Consider the following 15,895-nt stretch of genomic DNA (forward strand, 5'->3'; position numbering starts at 1 on the left):
GCTACTTGCCCATGAACTGGTTAATCAGCTTCTGGACCGAAGGCTGAGTCGCCGCAAAGCCCAGGCCGCCCAGCACTGCGATAACCGCCATGACAATGCCGACGATTGCGCCGGTGCTCGAGCCGTCCTCACCGGTCGGCTTCGGGTCAGTCGGCTTCGGGTCAGTCGGCTTCGGGTCGGTCGGCTTCGGGTCAGTCGGCTTCGGGTCGGTCGGCTTCGGGTCGGTCGGCTTCGGCTCCTTCTTCGGGGCCTTGAATGCGAGGTTGACGGCGACTTTCGAGTCATCCAATGGCTTGCCGACTTCGTAGCTCGAGCCGAAGATGTCGACGCCGAACTCGGTCAGCTTGGTCGGGGTGAACGTCGCAGACAACTTGTTGTCCTTGCCGGGCTTCAGCGCATCTGTGACCTCGAACTCTGCGATCGGCTTGTCGTCTCCGGTGGCGGTGGTGGGCTCAGAGCCCGGCATTGCGCCCTTGCGCACGTAATCCGCCTGCAGGACGCCCTTCGTACCGTTGACCACAATCTTGAAGTCGGACATCTTGATGTCCATAGCGCCGTGGTGACCCACGATCGAAATGGCGCCGTCGAGGTCAATGGTGCCGTTGCCGTTGGCATCGAGGGCGGAGTCGGCGGCATTGACCGGAAGTGCGAAGTCAGCAAGCTTGCCGTCGCGAAGCACCTTCTCCGCGCCTTCCGTGGTTGTGATGGTGCTGGCGACGAACGGGGATTGCACGTAGCGCAGGAACGATTCCTTGATGTTCCAGTGCGCATTTCCCGACTCGATGGTTGGCGCATCCGCGAAGGCAGCGGGGGTGGCGAATGCAGTCGAGATCATGGCCGTGGCGGTGATGGCCGCGAGGGTGGTGGTGCGGGACATTGATGAAGCCTTTCGGTGAGTTGGTGTGGTGGATGTAACATCGCACCGATTGGATAGGGTAGGCTAACCTTAGCAAGGTGTCCCTAACTTTTTCAAGGGGTGGGGGGAGCTGGGGCTGGACACCAGAGTCCGGAGACGGGTTCACCCGCCTCGTCGGGGGCCACTAGGATCCGCCCACTGCTCCGCAACACGGTGATGGGCCAGTCGTAGACGGAGCTGAGAATCGCGTCGTTGTACACTTCGTCAACGGTGCCTGCCGCTGTAATCTCGCCCGCCTTAAGGCACACGACGCTGTCGCAATATCGCGCCGCGAGCTGTAGGTCGTGCAACACGACGATGACTGTCACACCGCGGCGCGCAAGCGCGCGAACGGCTCCCATCGTTTGTTCTTGGAAGTGAACGTCCATGGCTGCCGTTGGTTCGTCGAGAAGCACGACCTGCGTTTGCTGCGTGAGCACCCGCGCGAAGGCTGCGCGGGCTCGCTCTCCGCCGGACAGCGTCACAATCTCGCGGTCCTGTAGGTGGGTGATCCCCGTCGCGTCGAGCGCCGCATCCACGATCGCCGCATCGTCCGGCCCACGGCCCCAGGGGTGGCGGCCCATTTCGACGACATCGCGCACGAGGAAGGAAAACGCCACGCTGACGTCTTGGAGCATGACAGCGCGCGTGCGCGCGAGTTCGGAGGCTGTGCTTTCCGACGCATCCTTGCCCGCCACCTCGACCACTCCGTGCGCGAGCTGAATGTCACCCGCCAAGGCCGACAGCAGGGTCGACTTTCCGGCTCCGTTGGGTCCGATAAGCCCGGTGACCTGGCCGGCGGTTGCGTGCAGGTCGACTTGGTTAAGAATCGTGCGGTTTTGCTTCTGCACAGTGACGCCACGTGCGGTAACAGTCATATCTGGTGGTTCTTTCGTATCATTTGCCGCAGCAGCAAGAAGAATGTTGGCCCACCGATCAGCGCGGTAAATATGCCAATCGGTAGGTCTGCAAAGGGGATGATTGTGCGGGCGAGAATGTCGCCGGCACCGATCAAAAGTGCCCCACCGAGAGCTGAAGCGGGGAGCAGCACCTTATTGGAAGGGCCTACCGCAGTGCGCACGATGTGCGGCACCACAAGACCCACAAACCCGATCAGTCCCGCAAACGAGACAGCGGCAGCGGTGAGCAGCGTCGACAGCACGATCGCCGCCATTCGCAGGCGTGTGACATTGAGCCCGACGTGGTAGGCGGCCTGGTCGCCGAGTGCGAGAAGGTCGAACTTGCTGCCTAACAGCATCGCCAGCGTCAGCGACACGATGACCACGCCTGTCACTGCGCCCGTTTGCGCCCAGTTCGCGCCCGAGAGAGTGCCCATCTGCCAAAAGATGATTTGCTCTCGCGCGGTCGTGGGGGCCATAAAAGTGAGCACTGAAATAATGGCACCGCAGATAGCGTTGGCCGCGATACCCACCAAGATCAGGTTGAGCACGCGAACCTTGCCGCCGACTCGCGAGAGGAAGTACACCACCGCGGTTGCAAGGGTCCCAGATATAAAGGCAAGGACGGGCACCGTCATCGTGCCGAAAGTGGTGAGCCCGAAGACGAGCGCGACGGCGGCCCCGACGCCCGCGCCGGTGCTCACGCCGATCACGCTCGGCTCCGCGAGCGGGTTGGCGAAGACTGCCTGCATGAGCGCCCCGCTGACGCCCAGCGCGGCACCGACGAACAGACCGAGCACCAGGCGGGGGAGTCGGATCTGCCAGATCACGGACGCTTCCAGAGAGGTTGCGGACAGCGGACCGGCCTGGAGAATCGGCCACAGCTCACGGACCGAAAGCTCGAACTGTCCAACCATGATCGAGCCGATGGCTGTCGCCACCAGCAACACACTGACGGTCGTGAACAGCGCCACACGGCCGCGGCGGCGGGCGTGAAACACCTCGGCGGAAGATGTCACTGCCCCTCCCCGTACAGGGCGTGGGCTGCGCGCAGCAGAAGTTCCCCGGTTTGGGGGCCGAACGCAAGCGAGTCGCCGTCGGGAAGTGAAAGCACGCGCTTGTGCTGGCCGGCGGTCGTCTGTGCGACACCGGGTCGTTGAAGCAGGCCCTCGATATCGCCGGTGGATTGCAGCCCGCCGTTCATCATGACGAACACCTCCGGATTGACCTGGGCGAGCGCTTCGGGGCTGGCGGGGGAAGCGTTGCCGATGCCGTTTTCAGTGTTCACGTCGACGCCGCCGAGCGCCTCGATGAGGTCCTTGGTGCCGTCTTCGCCGCCGAGCAGGTAGAACACGCCGCCGGTCCCGCGCGCGTACAGGAATGACATGCGCAGCGGCTGTTTCGGGACGACCTGTTTGATCGCTTTGAGAGCTTGCTGCACCTCTTTTTCACTTCGTTCCGCGAGGAGTTTGCCCGCTTCTGGCTCCCCGACGACGGAGGCCACGTTCATGATGTCCTCTCCCATTGATGCCATGGTCCGTTTCGGCTCCATGACGACGGTGGTCACGCCCGCCGCGCGGATTTGGTCGATGGCCTCGCTCGGGCCGACGGAGTGATCCACGATGACCAACGTCGGGCGCAAGTTCAGTATTGCCTCCACGTTTAGTGAGTGACCGTTTTCGGTGACCACGGGAAGGTCAGAAAGCGAGGGTTCCGCGGAGCTGACCGTGCGACCGACAATGTTGTCCGCCAACCCGATACCGCGGAGCGTCTTTGTGTAGGTGCCGTAGAGGTCGAGCGCGAGGATGCGGGAGGTGTCGGTGACCGTGACGTCGTGGCCGTCGGCGTCAGTGAGTTCGACGGGCAGCGCAGTTTCGCGCTCCGCTTCGACGGGTTCTACCTCGGAAATCTCCGATACCATCGCGACGCCCTCAGCCTGGTGCGGGTCGGCTCCGGTTGCGAGCGACTGCGAAAGCGCCTTTTGTTCGGTTTGCACGGGGTTGTCCCAGCTGGCGCAACCTCCAAGCGACAGACCCACGGCCGCCGCGACCGCGCAGACGAGGGGTGTTTTCCAAAGCTTCATTGAGAGTTTCCTTTTCTATCCGGTTTTATCCGGTCGCAATAAACCTGGTCAGCGCGCCACCGGCGCCGAGCAGCGAGGCCACCAGAAGCAGGAGTTTGGCCACCGTTGAGTCGTCCCAGCCTCCGCTGCCGGCGCCGTCGCCTGCCGCGGAGTTTTTGATCTGGAACTTTCCGCCTTCGGGCTGTTTGGCGGATTCCACGGCATCTGTACCTTCTACCTCGTCGAACACGCTGCCTTTTGCGTTTTCGGGGGTCGTCCCTGAGTTCAGCTTCGCTTGGGCTCCTGCCGTGCCGCCGCGCTTCAGCGCCGCAGCGTCACCTGCGGTTCCGCCTTTGCCTGTCGACGACTCCGAGGAGGCTCCACCCTGCCCCTCGCGGCAGTTCGCCGTGTTGCCGAGGCGAGCGCTGAAACTCACTGGGTCGAGTGGGGCCCCAGCGGGGTAGAACTGGCCGAACGCCTCCGCGCCGACTTGGGTGAGCGTCGCCTGCGCGGAGCCGGACACCGCGGAATCGGAAACGCTCAGCTCGCTGAAGGATAAGTTGGCGATCGCGATGCGGCCGAAATCATTCCCCTTGCCATCAGTGCTATTCGACGAAACATTGATGACGATTTGGCCCGAATCGCCACTGAACTGGATCTCCATATTGGAAAAGCGGGTGTCTAACACCCCTTCGTGGCCGGTGAAGTGGATGGTGCCGGGGTAGAGGATGGAACCGGAGCGTGCGGCAGTGTCCACCGCGCCGGAATTGCCGGAGAACGTGAACGCGTTGCCGTCATCGCCGACGCCTTTGAGTTCCCAGCGTCCTTTCGCGATGTTGCCGCGGATGTACGTGCGGAAAGATTGGCGAATGCCCCACTGGGCCTCGGAACTGACAATCCCACGAGACGCGCTCGAGTCACAGATCCCGCTGTCGCTGGCGCCACCCGCAGGTGCCGCACCAGTGGGTTTTGCTGCATTACCGGTGTTCGTGCCGCCACTCACCTTCGGCGCGCCGGCTGGTGTCGCGGGGACGGAGCCAGGGTTGACGTTCGCTGGACTGTTCGTTGCGTTGGAGGTTCCTCCCGTTCGGGAGGCATTGGACGTGGGGGCGCCGCTGTTGGCCGCTGGTGCAGGGCTCGTGCCTTCCTGCGTCGGAAGTACCCGGCGATGCAGTGACTCACCGCTGTGCAGCAGTGTCTCAGTGTTGGCGAACATCGCGTTGAGTTCTTCCAGGGTGTCGTTGATCTCGCCGAGGAGGCGGGCCGGGCCGGAGGTGGCGCCCGATCTCTTTGCGCCGGAGGTGCCGCCGCCCTCTTTGGGCTGTGGGGCGGGGCCGGAGGCGTCGTTAAGCGATAGCTCAATTGTGACCGGGTCGAGTGGAGCGCCCACCTCGTAGAAGCCACCGAAGATCTCCGCACCGGTTGTGGTGAGGGAGGTGGGGCCTGCGATGGTCGTTGTTTGTGCGGAGAAATCCGGGGCGGCGTTGAGCGCGATGGTGGCGAGCAGCTCTTGGGTGCCTTCGCGCACCGGGCCGGTCGAGTTCATGCCCTCGTACTTCCGCGAAGCGTAATCCACCCGCAGTTCGGCTTGAGTGCCATTGACCACCACTGTGGGGTTGCGCAGCGTCATATCAAGCGCGTCGTTGTGTCCGGTGAAATGGACCTCACCCTGGAAGCTGATTTCGCCGTCCGAGGCTGAAGTCAGTGCCGAGGATTTGGCGTCGAACGTGAAACCGTCGCCTGAGCGCTGTGCGCCGCCACCGACCGAAATGCTGCCGTGGGCTATGGGACCTTCGATGTATTTTCTGAACGATTCGCGCACCCCCCATTGCATGGTTCCCGCTGAGACACTGCGGTGTGTGCTGGCAGACTCTTCGGCCGCCGCGAGAGGAAGAAGCGCAGGCGCGGCGCCGAACATGGTGGCGGTAAAGCCGATCAGGCTCGCGCAAACGACTGCGCCGAGGTGGGTGCGAACATTCATGGTTGCCTCGAGGTGCGAAATAGCGAAAAGTAGGTAGGCTAACCTTACCTAAGTAAGGTTAGGTTTGCATAATGTTGAAAGGGGTTGTCGTGATGGCGCAACAGACGGGACCTGCTACCAAACTCATTCGACCTGTCGGTGTGCGATTGCCGCGCACATATGAAGGCGGCGCTGTGCACTTCGTCACCTGGGAGCGCGCCCTGATCGCCTTGATCACAGGTGTGATCGCGTTTGGGGCGGGTACCGGAAACATCTGGGTGGCGTTCCCTGCGAGCGTGGCGTTGGTGGCTGCGGTTCTCGGGCTTTCGTCACTGCCCTCGCATAAGGGCCGCGATGCCAGTGCTCGACTGGGCAAACGCGCGGGGATCGTCCTCGCGGTGGCTTGGGGGTTGATTGTTTGCTTGGCAGTGCTAGTGCTGTTTCTGGTGCCTGCGCAGTTCACGCTCACCGGCGGAGTGCTCACCGCGTTCGTGGCGGCTGGGGCGATCTGGGGTGCGATCGCTTACGTTGACAGGCGTTAGTGAGCCCGGCCTAGCCGGCGTGGGTCGAAAGGTCCTGGAACACTGCCTGGTTCAGGGCGAAAACGTGCTGGGCGGTGGAGATGATTCGTGCGCGCTCTTCGTCGTTAAGCTGCATCGCGTCGAGCGCTTCCTTGTAGTGCGCGCGGTAGTGTGGGATCTTGCCTACCGCGGAGAAGTTGTAGAAGTGCAATGCCTCGTCGGGCAGTGCGTACGCGTTCTGGAACACGCGTGCGAGCACCTGTCCGCCGGCAATGTCGCCGAGGTAGCGCACGTAGTGGTGGGCGATGACTTCCGGGCCGGAGTCCGGGGTGAGCGCCTCGAGTTCGGCAACGTAGCGCCTCGTGGCATCGAGTGGGGCGGTGGTTTCCTTCCAGCCGGCACCGAGCATGGCGGTGAGATCGGCTTCGAGGGCGGGCACGCGCTCGAGGCGCTCGTCGGCGATCTGCGCCACCGCGGGGTGGGAAGCGGCGCGGCGTACCGCATCTTCGAGTGCCGAATAGATGTGGAAGCACTGCACTGTCAGCTCTGCTACGGCTGCCCGGTCCAGCTCGCCTTTTCCAAGGCTCGACATGAAGGGGGAATTCTCGGCGCTGGAGTGCGCAGTGGCGGTCTGGTCTTTGAGTGCGGCCGACAGTCGCTGGTCAGTGGGGGTGGCCATGGTCATCTGCTTCTCCAATCTAGGAATGAAGGGTAGGTTACCCTTAGTTGCAGATTGAGAATATAGGTAAGCCTAACCTTCAATCAATCACCCAAAAGGTTGATCCGCTTCGGGTACCCGCGCGGGGTAGAGACCGTCTTGTCGCCGGGGATCCAGAACCGCCACGGGGCGTCTTTGTTTTTGGAGATCCCGATGCGGGGTCCTGCGACCCATTCGGGTTCGGTGTCGCGTGGGGTGAGGTGAACGGGGGTGCCGTTGTCGTCTAACCCCAGTCCGAGCGCTTGGCCGAGGTTGCCTGGTCCGCGTGCGAGGTTTTCAAACGGGATTATGGCGCGGTCGGGGCGTTGTCGTCGCTTGCGGGCGAGTGCTTCGCCGGCGATGATTTCGCCGCCGCGCATGAGGCAGCCTTGGCCGATGCCTTCGGGTGCGCAGACGATGTTGCTGTTGTGGTGGATGCCGTAGGAGAGGTAGACGTAGAGCCTGCCGGGTGGGCCGAACATGGCGGCGTTGCGGGCGGTTTTGCCGTTGTGGGTGTGGGCGGCGGGGTCGTCGTCGCCGAGGTATGCCTCGACTTCGGTCAGGCGCACGGTTACCCCGTTGTGGGTGATGAGGCACCCCAGCAACTGCGGTGCGACGACGTCGGCGGGTTGGGTGAAGTCGATCATTTCAGCCATTGCACAAGCTTATCGACGACCGCCTCGTCCCCGTTTGACCCAATCACCTCGTCCGCGATCGCTTTGAGGTCGGGGTGTGCGTTTTTCATGGCGACGGCGTAGCCGGCGGCGCGAAGCATGCCGTAGTCGTTGAGGAAGTCGCCGAATGCTGCGGTCTGTGCAAGGGGGATGCCCAGCGTGTCGGCGAGCGCTTCGAGTGCGTGTCCTTTGTCGGCGTCTGGGTGCATGATGTCTAGCCAATGTTTGCCGCTGACTACAGCGCGCAGCTCGGGGGCGTGTTCGCGGACCCAGGGCAGGGCGTCGCGTTCGGCGTCGGTTTCGACGTAGAGGGCGATTTTGATCACGGGGGTGGGGTGGTCGCCGAGTGCTGCCAGTGTTGTGCGGGAGGCGTAGTACTTGTCTACCTCGGCGTCGATGGCCGGCGGCAGCGGGAGGGTGGCGGCCACTTCTGGTGCACAGATGACGGTGTGGGCGGGAAAAGGTGCGTCGGGAAGCGCTGCGATGAGGTTGCGGGCAGCATCCAGGGGTAGGGCGGTGGTGGAGACAACTTCGCCGCTGTGCCAAACCACCGCGCCGTTTTCGGCGATGAAGGTGTCGCACTCCGGGAACATCTGCTGCAGGGTGGCCAGCTGGCGCCCGGACGCCGGCGCGAGGGTCACCCCGTGCGAGCGTGCGGCGTCGAGAAGTGGCCAAAACGCGTCCGGCACCTGCCCGTCGCCGTCGAGGAGTGTGCCGTCCATGTCCAACGCAATCAACCGAGGTGTCCGCATTGCCCCCACACTACCGGTGTGATGTGGAACACTGGGGAAGCATGACCGATCTGATCAAGACTGAAGTACGCGAAACCACCGGTGTGATCACCCTGGACCGCCCGAAGGCGTTGAACTCGCTGAGCCCCGAGATGGCCCGCGCCATGGACGCCGCGTTGAAACAGTGGCGCGACGACGACGCTATCGAGCAGGTGGTCGTCCAATCCTCCGGCAAGCACTTCTGCTCCGGCGGCGATGTGCGCGCGGCCCGCGACGGCATCCTCGAGGGCCGCGACGACGAGGTCGACGCGTTTTTCGCCGACGAGTACGCCATGAACTTGGACATCGCGAACTACCCCAAGCCCTACATCGCGCTGTGTGGCGGCGTGATCATGGGCGGCGGCATGGGCATCTCCGCCCACGGCTCGCACATGGTGGTCACGGAAGACGCCTTTGCCTCCATGCCGGAGATGAACATCGGCTACGTCACCGACGTCGGGATGTCGTGGCTGCTGCAGCATCTGCCGAAGGTGCCGTCGCAAAGCTTGGGCACCTTTTTGGGGTTGACCGGCTACCGGCTTACCCCCGACGACATGCTGGCCACCGGCCTGGCCACGCACAAGGTCGCCTCGCTGGACGGGGTGCTCGACGGCATCGTCGCCGAAGGCCCCGGCTTCTTGGACTCGGTCGCCATCGCACCGGGGGAGTCGGAGCTTTCATCGCTTTACGACGCCATCGAGCCCACGTTCCAGGGTTCCTGGGCTGAGATTCAGGGCAAGTTGGACGGGGAGTTGGCGGAGCTCGTCGCAAAGCTGACTGCTAAAGCCTCGCCGTCGTCCCTGGTCGCAGCCGCCGAGCTGTTCGCCGCGAACGCCTCGCAGGACCTCGCCGGGGCGCTGGACAACGAGCGTCGCTTGGGTGCCATGATGACCCGCGAACCCGACTTCGCAGAGGGGGTACGCGCGGTGCTCGTGGACAAGGACCAGTCCCCGAACTTCGCCCCGCAGCCGGAACCGGGCAAGTACCGGGACATTTTGCGCTAAGCGCTGCGCAATCGCGGGGGTACAGCACCCGCGCACCGCCCCCGGACGCTACAGTAAGGGGGCGATTACGGGCGAAGAAATTGCCCCCGATTCCCACATGCAAAAGGAGCGACGTTGACCGAAACGACCAACCCCCGCGACGACTGGAACCACAAGCTCACCCTCGCGCAGGAGATGCTGCCGCTGATCAGCCGCCTGCACCGCGAGCACAACGCGGCGACCTCGGTCTACGGCCGCCTGCTGGTGGGTGTCACCGACATCGACATCATTAAGGCGCACCGCTACGCCCGCCGCATCGACGAGAAGGAGCTCGCGCTCGACGAGACCCTGCCGATCCTGCGTGAACTCGTGGAGATGGACCTGGGCACCGCCTCCATCGACCTGGGCCGCCTGGCCAAGGAGTACAAGCACTCCGACGAGAAGGACCTGCGTGCCTTCCTCGACCGTGAGCTCGCCGACGTCATCGGCACCTCCTCCGAGCTCGAGGCCCGCGACGTCGTGCTCTACGGCTTCGGCCGCATCGGCCGCCTGCTCGCCCGCATCCTCATTGCCCGCGAGGCGATGTACGGCGGCGTGCGCCTGCGCGCGGTGGTGGTGCGCAAGAAGGGCGACATCGACATCATTAAGCGCGCCTCGCTTCTGCGCCGCGACTCGGTGCACGGCCCGTTCAACGGCACCATCACCGTCGACGAGGAGAAGGAAATCATCTGGGCCAACGGCACCCCCATCCAGATGATCTACGCTAACGACCCGGCAGAGATCGACTACACCGCCTACGGCATCGACAACGCCATCGTGGTGGACAACACCGGCGCGTGGCGCGACCGCGACGGCCTGTCCAAGCACCTCGAGTCCAAGGGCGTGGACCGCGTCCTGCTCACCGCGCCGGGCAAGGGCGACATCCCGAACATCGTCTACGGCATCAACGAGGACATGATTGGCGACGAGCGCGTCCTGTCCGCCGCGTCCTGCACCACCAACGGCATCACCCCGGTGCTGAAGGTGATCAACGACCGCTACGGCGTCAAGCACGGCCACGTCGAGACCGTCCACTCCTACACCAACGACCAGAACCTCGCGGACAACTTCCACAAGGGCAACCGCCGCGGCCGCGCCGCCGGTTTGAACATGGTGCTCACCGAGACCGGTGCTGCCAAGGCCGTGTCCAAGGCGCTTCCGGAGTTCGAGGGCAAGCTCACCGGCAACGCCATCCGCGTGCCCACCCCGGACGTGTCCATGGCCGTGCTGAACCTGGACCTGGAAAAGGACGTGGAGAAGGACGAAGTGAACAACTTCCTGCGCCGCGTGTCCACCCACTCCAACCTGCGTCAGCAGATCGACTACATCAACTCCCCGGAGGTGGTCTCCACCGACCTGCTCGGCACCACCCACGCCTCCGTGGTGGACGGCCTGGCCACCATCGCCTCCGGCAACCACCTCGTGCTCTACGTCTGGTACGACAACGAGTACGGCTACTCCCACCAGGTGGTCCGCGTCGTCGAGGACATCGCAGGTGTGCGCCCGCGCGTGTTCCCGGAGCGCAAAGATCCGGCTGAGATCCAGTAACTAGCATCATGTACCGCAAAATCGCAGCCCTAGCCAGCTTGTTCGTGCTGGCCGGCTGCGGCGCGCATGGCACAGAGCTGGGGCTAGAGGACGCCGCGCTGGCCGGCGACTTCACCGTCGCGGACGTGGCGGGGCCGGACGTGGAGCGTGCCTACGTGTTCTGCCCGTACACGGACAAGGCCGAAGCGCAGCGCCTCGGCTTCGACCCGGACAGCGTGCCCGGCATCGGCGACAACTCCCAGGCCTGGGAGACCGCGTCCGGCATCGGCGTGATCGCCGGCGACCGAGCGGAGATCGAGTGGTTTGACCCGCACGCGGTCGACGCCTGCGGGCCGGGCGTGGAGCCGTACCAGGAGATCGACCCGGCGGCGCCAGTCCAGACGGCGACGGAATCCCGCGAGTTCGCGGACGGCGAGACCGCCGAGGTCACCGTCCTGCGGTTCGAATAACCTCGTCGTAGTAGCCCAGCACCGTCTCGGTGGAGGCGCGCCACGTCCAGCGCTCGGCCTCGGCGCGGCCGGCGGCGGACATGCGCTCGCGCAGCTCCGGCTGCGTGAGCAGACGCTCGATCGGGTCGGCCCACGCCGTGTCGGGCCCATCCGGGTCGACCAGCACGCCGGTGTCGCCGTCCGCCACCACAAACGGCAGCCCGCCGGCCTTCGCCGCCACCACCGGCACGCCGGACGCGAACGCCTCCAACGCGGCAAACCCCAACGTCTCCGTGGTGGAGGGAAACAGCAGCACATCGCCCGAGGCGTAGGCCGCGTGCAGGTCCGCTCCGGACAGGTACCCGGTGAAGGTGGCCCAGTCGGGCGGGGAGACGCGGAGCTCGTCGTAAAGCGGGCCCTCGCCCACAAACGCCAGCCGCGCGTTGGGCACACGTCGGCGCACCTCTTCGACGATGGGGATACAGCGGTCCACGGATTTCTCCGCCGAGATGCGGCCGACGAAGATGACCAGGGGGTCGTCCGGATGGCCGTCGGAAAGCACACTGCGCATCTCGCGGGTGCGGGCGGCGGGGGTGAAGCTTTCCGTATCCACCGCCTTCGGCCACAGCCGCACGTTGTCGATGCCGTAGTCCGCCGCCTTGTCCATCATCGGGCCCGAGGTGACCAGGTTGAGCCCCGCGCGGCCGTGGAAGGTGCGCAGCCCCCACTCGGCGATCGGCTTCACCCACGGAATCCCCAGCTTGAGGCAGTACTCCGGCACGTCCGTGTGGAAGGAGGCGATGACGGGGAAGCGGCGCGCCACCACCAGCGTGGACCAGCCCGCCGTCCAAATCGGGTTCACCGCGTGCACGATGTCCGGGTTGAACTCGCGAAGCCGCCGGTAGGTTTTCGGGCCCAGCATGCCGTGCTTGACCTCCGGATACACCTTCAAGCTGTGCGAGCGGATCGGCACCACCTCGAAGCCGGCGTACTCGGCGGGCGGGTTGCCGGGCGCGAAGATGAGCACCTCGTGGCCCATAGCCGCGAGCTGGTCCAGGTGGCGGATGGTGCGGGTGACCACGCCGTCGATTTTGGGCAGGAAAACCTCGGTGAGCAGCGCGATGCGCATCTACTTCTCGCCCTGCGGCACACCGGCGGACTGCGCGGCGGTCCACAGCGAGCGCGCCGGGATCTTCGAACGGTCCGCGCGGTCGGCGTACTTCTTCGCCACCTCCTCGACCTCCACGAGCAGGCCTTCTTCCAGCTTCGTCGGCTCCAGGCCCAGGTCCAAAAAGGCGTCGTTGACCACGTGGAGTTCGTTTTCTGCGGATTCCTTGCGCGGGTTCGGCACCATCTGCACCTCCGCGTCCGCAATCTTTGCGACGAGCTCCGCCAAATCCCGCACCCTGTGCGTCTCCGTCATCTGGTTGAAGATCTTCACGCGCTCACCGCGCGCCGGCGGGTTCTCCACCGCCAGCTGGATGCAACGCGCCATGTCGCGGATGTGGATGAACGCGCGGGTCTGCCCGCCGGTGCCGTGCACGGTCAGCGGGTAGCCGATTGCCGCCTGCATGAGGAAGCGGTTGAGCACGGTGCCGTAGTCGCCGTCGTAGTCGAAGCGGTTGATCAGGCGCTCGTCGCGAAGCGTCTGCGGTGTGTGGGTGCCCCAGATGATGCCCTGGTGCAGGTCCGTGATCCGCAGCTCGTCGTTCTTGGCGTAGTAGGCGAACAGGTGCTGGTCCAGCACCTTGGTCATGTGGTAGATCGAGCCCGGGTGGGTGGGGTAGAGGATCTGCTGCTCCACGATGCCGTTCTCGCCCGCGTCCACCTGCACGTCCAGGTAGCCCTCCGGGATTTTCATGCCGGCGGTGCCGTAGCCGTAGACACCCATGGTGCCCAGGTGCACGACGTGGGTGTCCTGGCCGGTCTCCACGATCGCGGCGAGCAGGTTGTGGGTGGCATTGACGTTGTTGTCAACGGTGTAGCGCTTGTTGCGCGGGCTCTTCATCGAGTACGGCGCGGCGCGCTGCTCGGCGAAGTGGATCACGGTGTCGGGCTGGAAGTCCTTGAGGAATGCAAGCAGTGCGTCGTAGTCCTGGGCGACGTCGATGTTTTCGAAGCCGATCTCTTTGCCGGAGACCTCGTGCCAGGCTGCCAGGCGCTCGTCGATAGTCGCGATCGGCGTCAGCGACTCCGCACCGAGCTCGCCGTCGATGCGGCGCCGCGACAGGTTGTCCACGATCGTGACCTCGTGCCCGAGATCCGAAAGGTGCAGGGACGCGGGCCATCCACAGAAACCGTCGCCGCCCAGAACTGCAATTTTCACTAATTCTCGCCTTTCTTTACGCACATTTCCGCATACGCTACCGGTGACCCCGAACCTCTGCTGGGCAAGCCTCCTGGGACGCACCCCCGGTGCATGTAATTATCGATAGGCAATACAACTGAGTGGTAGCGTTTCCCTGTGTTCTGGCAGTGTCTGAGCGTTGAAAAAGTTGGGAGCCCGCATGTCTCTGCCCGGTAATGGTCGCGTGCGCGCAAAGCGCATCACCGCGGTGGCCACTGTGTTGGCGCTCGCGGGTGGTGTGGCGGAAATCCCGCTTGGCCCCGCGGGGTCGGTCGCACACGCCCAGATCGCGCCGACGCAGCAGCCGGGCATCGACAACGGCACCGTGCGGACCGCCGGACGCGATTGGGAAGCGTCCGTGTTTTTCCTCACGGGCATGACGGTGCGGACGGTGAGCATCGACTTCGTTCCGCCAAGCAGCACCAACTCCCGCGAAGAGGCACCAGCCGACGACCCGGTCTTCACACGCATCCCCGAGGTCGCCGAATACCGCGTGGACCACATGAAGGGCACACAGGTCCTCGCCTCCTACGACGTTACGGCGCGCCGCAGCCAAGGGACCTCCACGTCGGGGCATCCGACCATCCACATCACGTATGAGCTCCCAGGAGTGCAGGTTGGCCAGGGCGAGCGACTCGCCCTCTTCGCGCCGGGTAAAGGCAGTCAGTACCCCACGCCTTTGCGTGGCGGCGGTGCGCGGTTTACTCGCCCCACCGTCAATGCCGACATCCGCGGTGCTGTAACCATGCACGAGGCTACCGAGGCTGAGTACAAGCAGACGATGGTGGAGATCCGCCAGGGTACGGAGACCTTCACCTCTCCAGTGCAACCCGACGGTTCCTACGAGATTGCGATGCCGTCGCCCTCCGGCACGATGGAAATCAACGTGATTCCACCGGCCGGTTTTGTCACCCCGGAGCCAAAGACGTGGGAGGCTGCTGAAGGCCTCGCCGCCCCCAACTTCGATGTCTACCCGATCACCGTGAGCGGTTCGCTTCTCGACACCAACAGGACCCCCGTCCAAGGCGCCACCGTGAGGGTCGGGGGCCGCTCCGCCGTCTCGGATGCTAACGGAAACTTCACCGTGACCAAGGTGCCTGCCGGAACCCACGATGTGGTCATCGGGGACACCGAACGCACTCGCGGCAGAACCGTGCCCGGTGTTTCGGTGAGCGATCAGCGCGACAACCGGATCGAAGACATCACAGTGGAGACCAAGCCTCAGTTCGGCACGGTCTCTGGCCGGGTGACGGATCCGTCTGGTAACGGGGTTGCCGGTGTAGTGGTGCGGGCTGCGGGTAAGCCTGCGACTACGGACGCGGACGGCCGGTACGCCATAGCCCAGGTGCCGGTCGGCGACACCGAGATTCGGGTCGATGAAAGCAGTGTGCCGGCGGGGTATTCGGTGTCTGGTCCGCTGGCGCGCAATGTGACCACGGCGGGTGTGTCTGGTGTGAATTTCTCCACGACGCGTGAGACCGGCACGGTGTCGGGCCGGGTGACAGATCCGTTGGGCAACGGTGTTGCGGGTGTGGTGGTGCGGGCTGCGGGTAAGCCTGCGACGACGGATGCGCAGGGTCGTTATTCGATTGCTGGTGTGCCGACTGGTTCGACGTCTATTTCGGTGGTGCGAAGCAGTGTGCCGGCGGGGTATTCGGTGTCTGGCCCGTTGACGCGCAATGTGACGACGGCGGGTGTGTCTGGTGTGGATTTCTCCACCACGCGTGAGACCGGCACGGTGTCTGGCCGGGTGCTTGGTCCGGACAGCAAGGGTGTTGCGAATGTGACGGTGACCGCCGGTGGTAAGACTGCTGTTACCAACGCCGACGGCAACTATTCGATTGCTGGTGTGCCGACTGGTTCGGTGTCGGTTGCTGTTGATGCGCAGACGGTGCCGGATGGGTACTCGGTTGATGGCCCGCTTGATCGCAATGTGACGACGGCGGGTGTGTCTGGTGTGGATTTCTCCACCACGCGTGAGACCGGCACGGTGTCTGGCCGGGTGCTTGGTCCGGACAGCAAGGGTGTTGCGAATGTGACGGTGACCGCCGGTGGTAAGACTGCTGTGACCG

At 64.5% G+C, this 15,895-nt stretch carries 15 protein-coding genes; 5 read left to right on the top strand and 10 right to left on the bottom strand.

Annotation, left to right across the window (positions count from 1 at the left end):
* Position 1: 1 nt before the first annotated feature.
* The 5 genes from MHY23_RS09290 to MHY23_RS09310 form a co-directional block, all read right to left on the bottom strand.
* Positions 2–877, bottom strand: coding sequence for an HtaA domain-containing protein (locus tag MHY23_RS09290; protein WP_239307307.1), 876 nt, complete (start codon positions 875–877; stop codon positions 2–4).
* 92 nt (positions 878–969) lie between these two features.
* Positions 970–1,773: a heme ABC transporter ATP-binding protein gene (locus MHY23_RS09295; protein WP_070472758.1), complete on the bottom strand. Its 804-nt coding sequence runs from the start codon at positions 1,771–1,773 to the stop codon at positions 970–972.
* On the bottom strand, positions 1,770–2,813 hold the full coding sequence (locus tag MHY23_RS09300) for an iron ABC transporter permease (protein WP_070421265.1): 1,044 nt from the start codon (positions 2,811–2,813) through the stop codon (positions 1,770–1,772). Before MHY23_RS09300 ends, MHY23_RS09295 begins: the two co-directional genes overlap by 4 nt.
* Positions 2,810–3,877 (bottom strand): hemin ABC transporter substrate-binding protein, encoded by a 1,068-nt coding sequence (locus MHY23_RS09305; protein ID WP_070472756.1) that lies wholly within the window; start codon positions 3,875–3,877, stop codon positions 2,810–2,812. Before MHY23_RS09305 ends, MHY23_RS09300 begins: the two co-directional genes overlap by 4 nt.
* A gap of 25 nt (positions 3,878–3,902) precedes the next feature.
* On the bottom strand, positions 3,903–5,837 hold the full coding sequence (locus tag MHY23_RS09310; RefSeq protein WP_239307308.1) for an HtaA domain-containing protein: 1,935 nt from the start codon (positions 5,835–5,837) through the stop codon (positions 3,903–3,905).
* A 173-nt stretch (positions 5,838–6,010) separates the two neighbouring features.
* Between MHY23_RS09310 and MHY23_RS09315 the strand changes: the two genes are divergently transcribed.
* Positions 6,011–6,358 carry a hypothetical protein gene (locus MHY23_RS09315; protein ID WP_141741270.1) on the top strand — a complete coding sequence of 116 codons (348 nt, stop codon included), beginning with the start codon at positions 6,011–6,013 and terminating at the stop codon, positions 6,356–6,358.
* A gap of 10 nt (positions 6,359–6,368) precedes the next feature.
* Here the strand turns inward: MHY23_RS09315 and MHY23_RS09320 are convergent, their stop codons facing one another.
* The 3 genes from MHY23_RS09320 to MHY23_RS09330 all read right to left on the bottom strand — a co-directional run bounded on the left by MHY23_RS09320 (position 6,369) and on the right by MHY23_RS09330 (position 8,460).
* A complete protein-coding gene (locus MHY23_RS09320; protein ID WP_239307309.1) occupies positions 6,369–7,016 on the bottom strand; it encodes a heme oxygenase (biliverdin-producing) in 648 nt (215 codons plus the stop codon).
* A gap of 83 nt (positions 7,017–7,099) precedes the next feature.
* The gene (locus tag MHY23_RS09325; RefSeq protein WP_239307320.1) at positions 7,100–7,681 is read right to left on the bottom strand and encodes a DNA-3-methyladenine glycosylase; all 582 of its coding nucleotides are present in this window, start codon (positions 7,679–7,681) and stop codon (positions 7,100–7,102) included.
* Positions 7,678–8,460, bottom strand: coding sequence for an HAD family hydrolase (locus tag MHY23_RS09330; protein ID WP_239307310.1), 783 nt, complete (start codon positions 8,458–8,460; stop codon positions 7,678–7,680). The genes MHY23_RS09325 and MHY23_RS09330 overlap by 4 nt, the downstream gene beginning before the upstream one ends.
* 41 nt (positions 8,461–8,501) lie before the next feature.
* Between MHY23_RS09330 and MHY23_RS09335 the strand changes: the two genes are divergently transcribed.
* The 3 genes from MHY23_RS09335 to MHY23_RS09345 all read left to right on the top strand — a co-directional run bounded on the left by MHY23_RS09335 (position 8,502) and on the right by MHY23_RS09345 (position 11,497).
* Positions 8,502–9,482, top strand: a complete 981-nt coding sequence (locus MHY23_RS09335; protein ID WP_239307311.1) for a 3-hydroxyisobutyryl-CoA hydrolase — start codon at positions 8,502–8,504, stop codon at positions 9,480–9,482.
* 174 nt (positions 9,483–9,656) lie between these two features.
* Complete coding sequence (locus MHY23_RS09340) at positions 9,657–11,048, top strand: glyceraldehyde-3-phosphate dehydrogenase (RefSeq protein WP_239307321.1); 1,392 nt, start codon at positions 9,657–9,659, stop codon at positions 11,046–11,048.
* Between the two features lie 8 nt (positions 11,049–11,056).
* Entirely contained in the window at positions 11,057–11,497 is a 441-nt protein-coding gene (locus tag MHY23_RS09345) for a hypothetical protein (protein WP_239307312.1), read from the top strand.
* On the opposite strand, the gene MHY23_RS09350 is transcribed toward MHY23_RS09345, so the two are convergent.
* Together MHY23_RS09350 and MHY23_RS09355 are read right to left on the bottom strand one after the other, a co-directional pair.
* Positions 11,475–12,605, bottom strand: coding sequence for a glycosyltransferase family 1 protein (locus MHY23_RS09350; RefSeq protein WP_239307313.1), 1,131 nt, complete (start codon positions 12,603–12,605; stop codon positions 11,475–11,477). The genes MHY23_RS09345 and MHY23_RS09350 overlap by 23 nt on opposite strands.
* Entirely contained in the window at positions 12,606–13,802 is a 1,197-nt protein-coding gene (locus MHY23_RS09355; RefSeq protein WP_239307314.1) for an NAD-dependent epimerase/dehydratase family protein, read from the bottom strand.
* Positions 13,803–13,983: 181 nt separating this feature from the next.
* On the opposite strand from MHY23_RS09355, the gene MHY23_RS09360 reads away from it, so the two are divergent.
* Positions 13,984–15,895 (top strand): collagen binding domain-containing protein (locus tag MHY23_RS09360; RefSeq protein ID WP_239307315.1); only part of this gene is annotated, 1,912 nt, incomplete at its 3' end.

The organism is Corynebacterium sp. ACRQP (assembly GCF_022345915.1).
In the GTDB taxonomy this organism is placed as follows: Bacteria; Actinomycetota; Actinomycetes; order Mycobacteriales; family Mycobacteriaceae; genus Corynebacterium; species Corynebacterium lehmanniae.

Bases quoted from the DNA above. Each gene is read 5' to 3' on its own strand.
- MHY23_RS09290 (WP_239307307.1), bottom strand. From the start codon at position 877: ATGTCCCGCACCACCACCCTCGCGGCCATCACCGCCACGGCCATGATC.
- MHY23_RS09295 (WP_070472758.1), bottom strand. From the start codon at position 1,773: ATGACTGTTACCGCACGTGGCGTCACTGTGCAGAAGCAAAACCGCACG.
- MHY23_RS09305 (WP_070472756.1), bottom strand. From the start codon at position 3,877: ATGAAGCTTTGGAAAACACCCCTCGTCTGCGCGGTCGCGGCGGCCGTG.
- MHY23_RS09310 (WP_239307308.1), bottom strand. From the start codon at position 5,837: ATGAATGTTCGCACCCACCTCGGCGCAGTCGTTTGCGCGAGCCTGATC.
- MHY23_RS09320 (WP_239307309.1), bottom strand. From the start codon at position 7,016: ATGGCCACCCCCACTGACCAGCGACTGTCGGCCGCACTCAAAGACCAG.
- MHY23_RS09325 (WP_239307320.1), bottom strand. From the start codon at position 7,681: ATGATCGACTTCACCCAACCCGCCGACGTCGTCGCACCGCAGTTGCTG.
- MHY23_RS09330 (WP_239307310.1), bottom strand. From the start codon at position 8,460: ATGCGGACACCTCGGTTGATTGCGTTGGACATGGACGGCACACTCCTC.
- MHY23_RS09335 (WP_239307311.1), top strand. From the start codon at position 8,502: ATGACCGATCTGATCAAGACTGAAGTACGCGAAACCACCGGTGTGATC.
- MHY23_RS09340 (WP_239307321.1), top strand. From the start codon at position 9,657: ATGCTGCCGCTGATCAGCCGCCTGCACCGCGAGCACAACGCGGCGACC.
- MHY23_RS09345 (WP_239307312.1), top strand. From the start codon at position 11,057: ATGTACCGCAAAATCGCAGCCCTAGCCAGCTTGTTCGTGCTGGCCGGC.
- MHY23_RS09350 (WP_239307313.1), bottom strand. From the start codon at position 12,605: ATGCGCATCGCGCTGCTCACCGAGGTTTTCCTGCCCAAAATCGACGGC.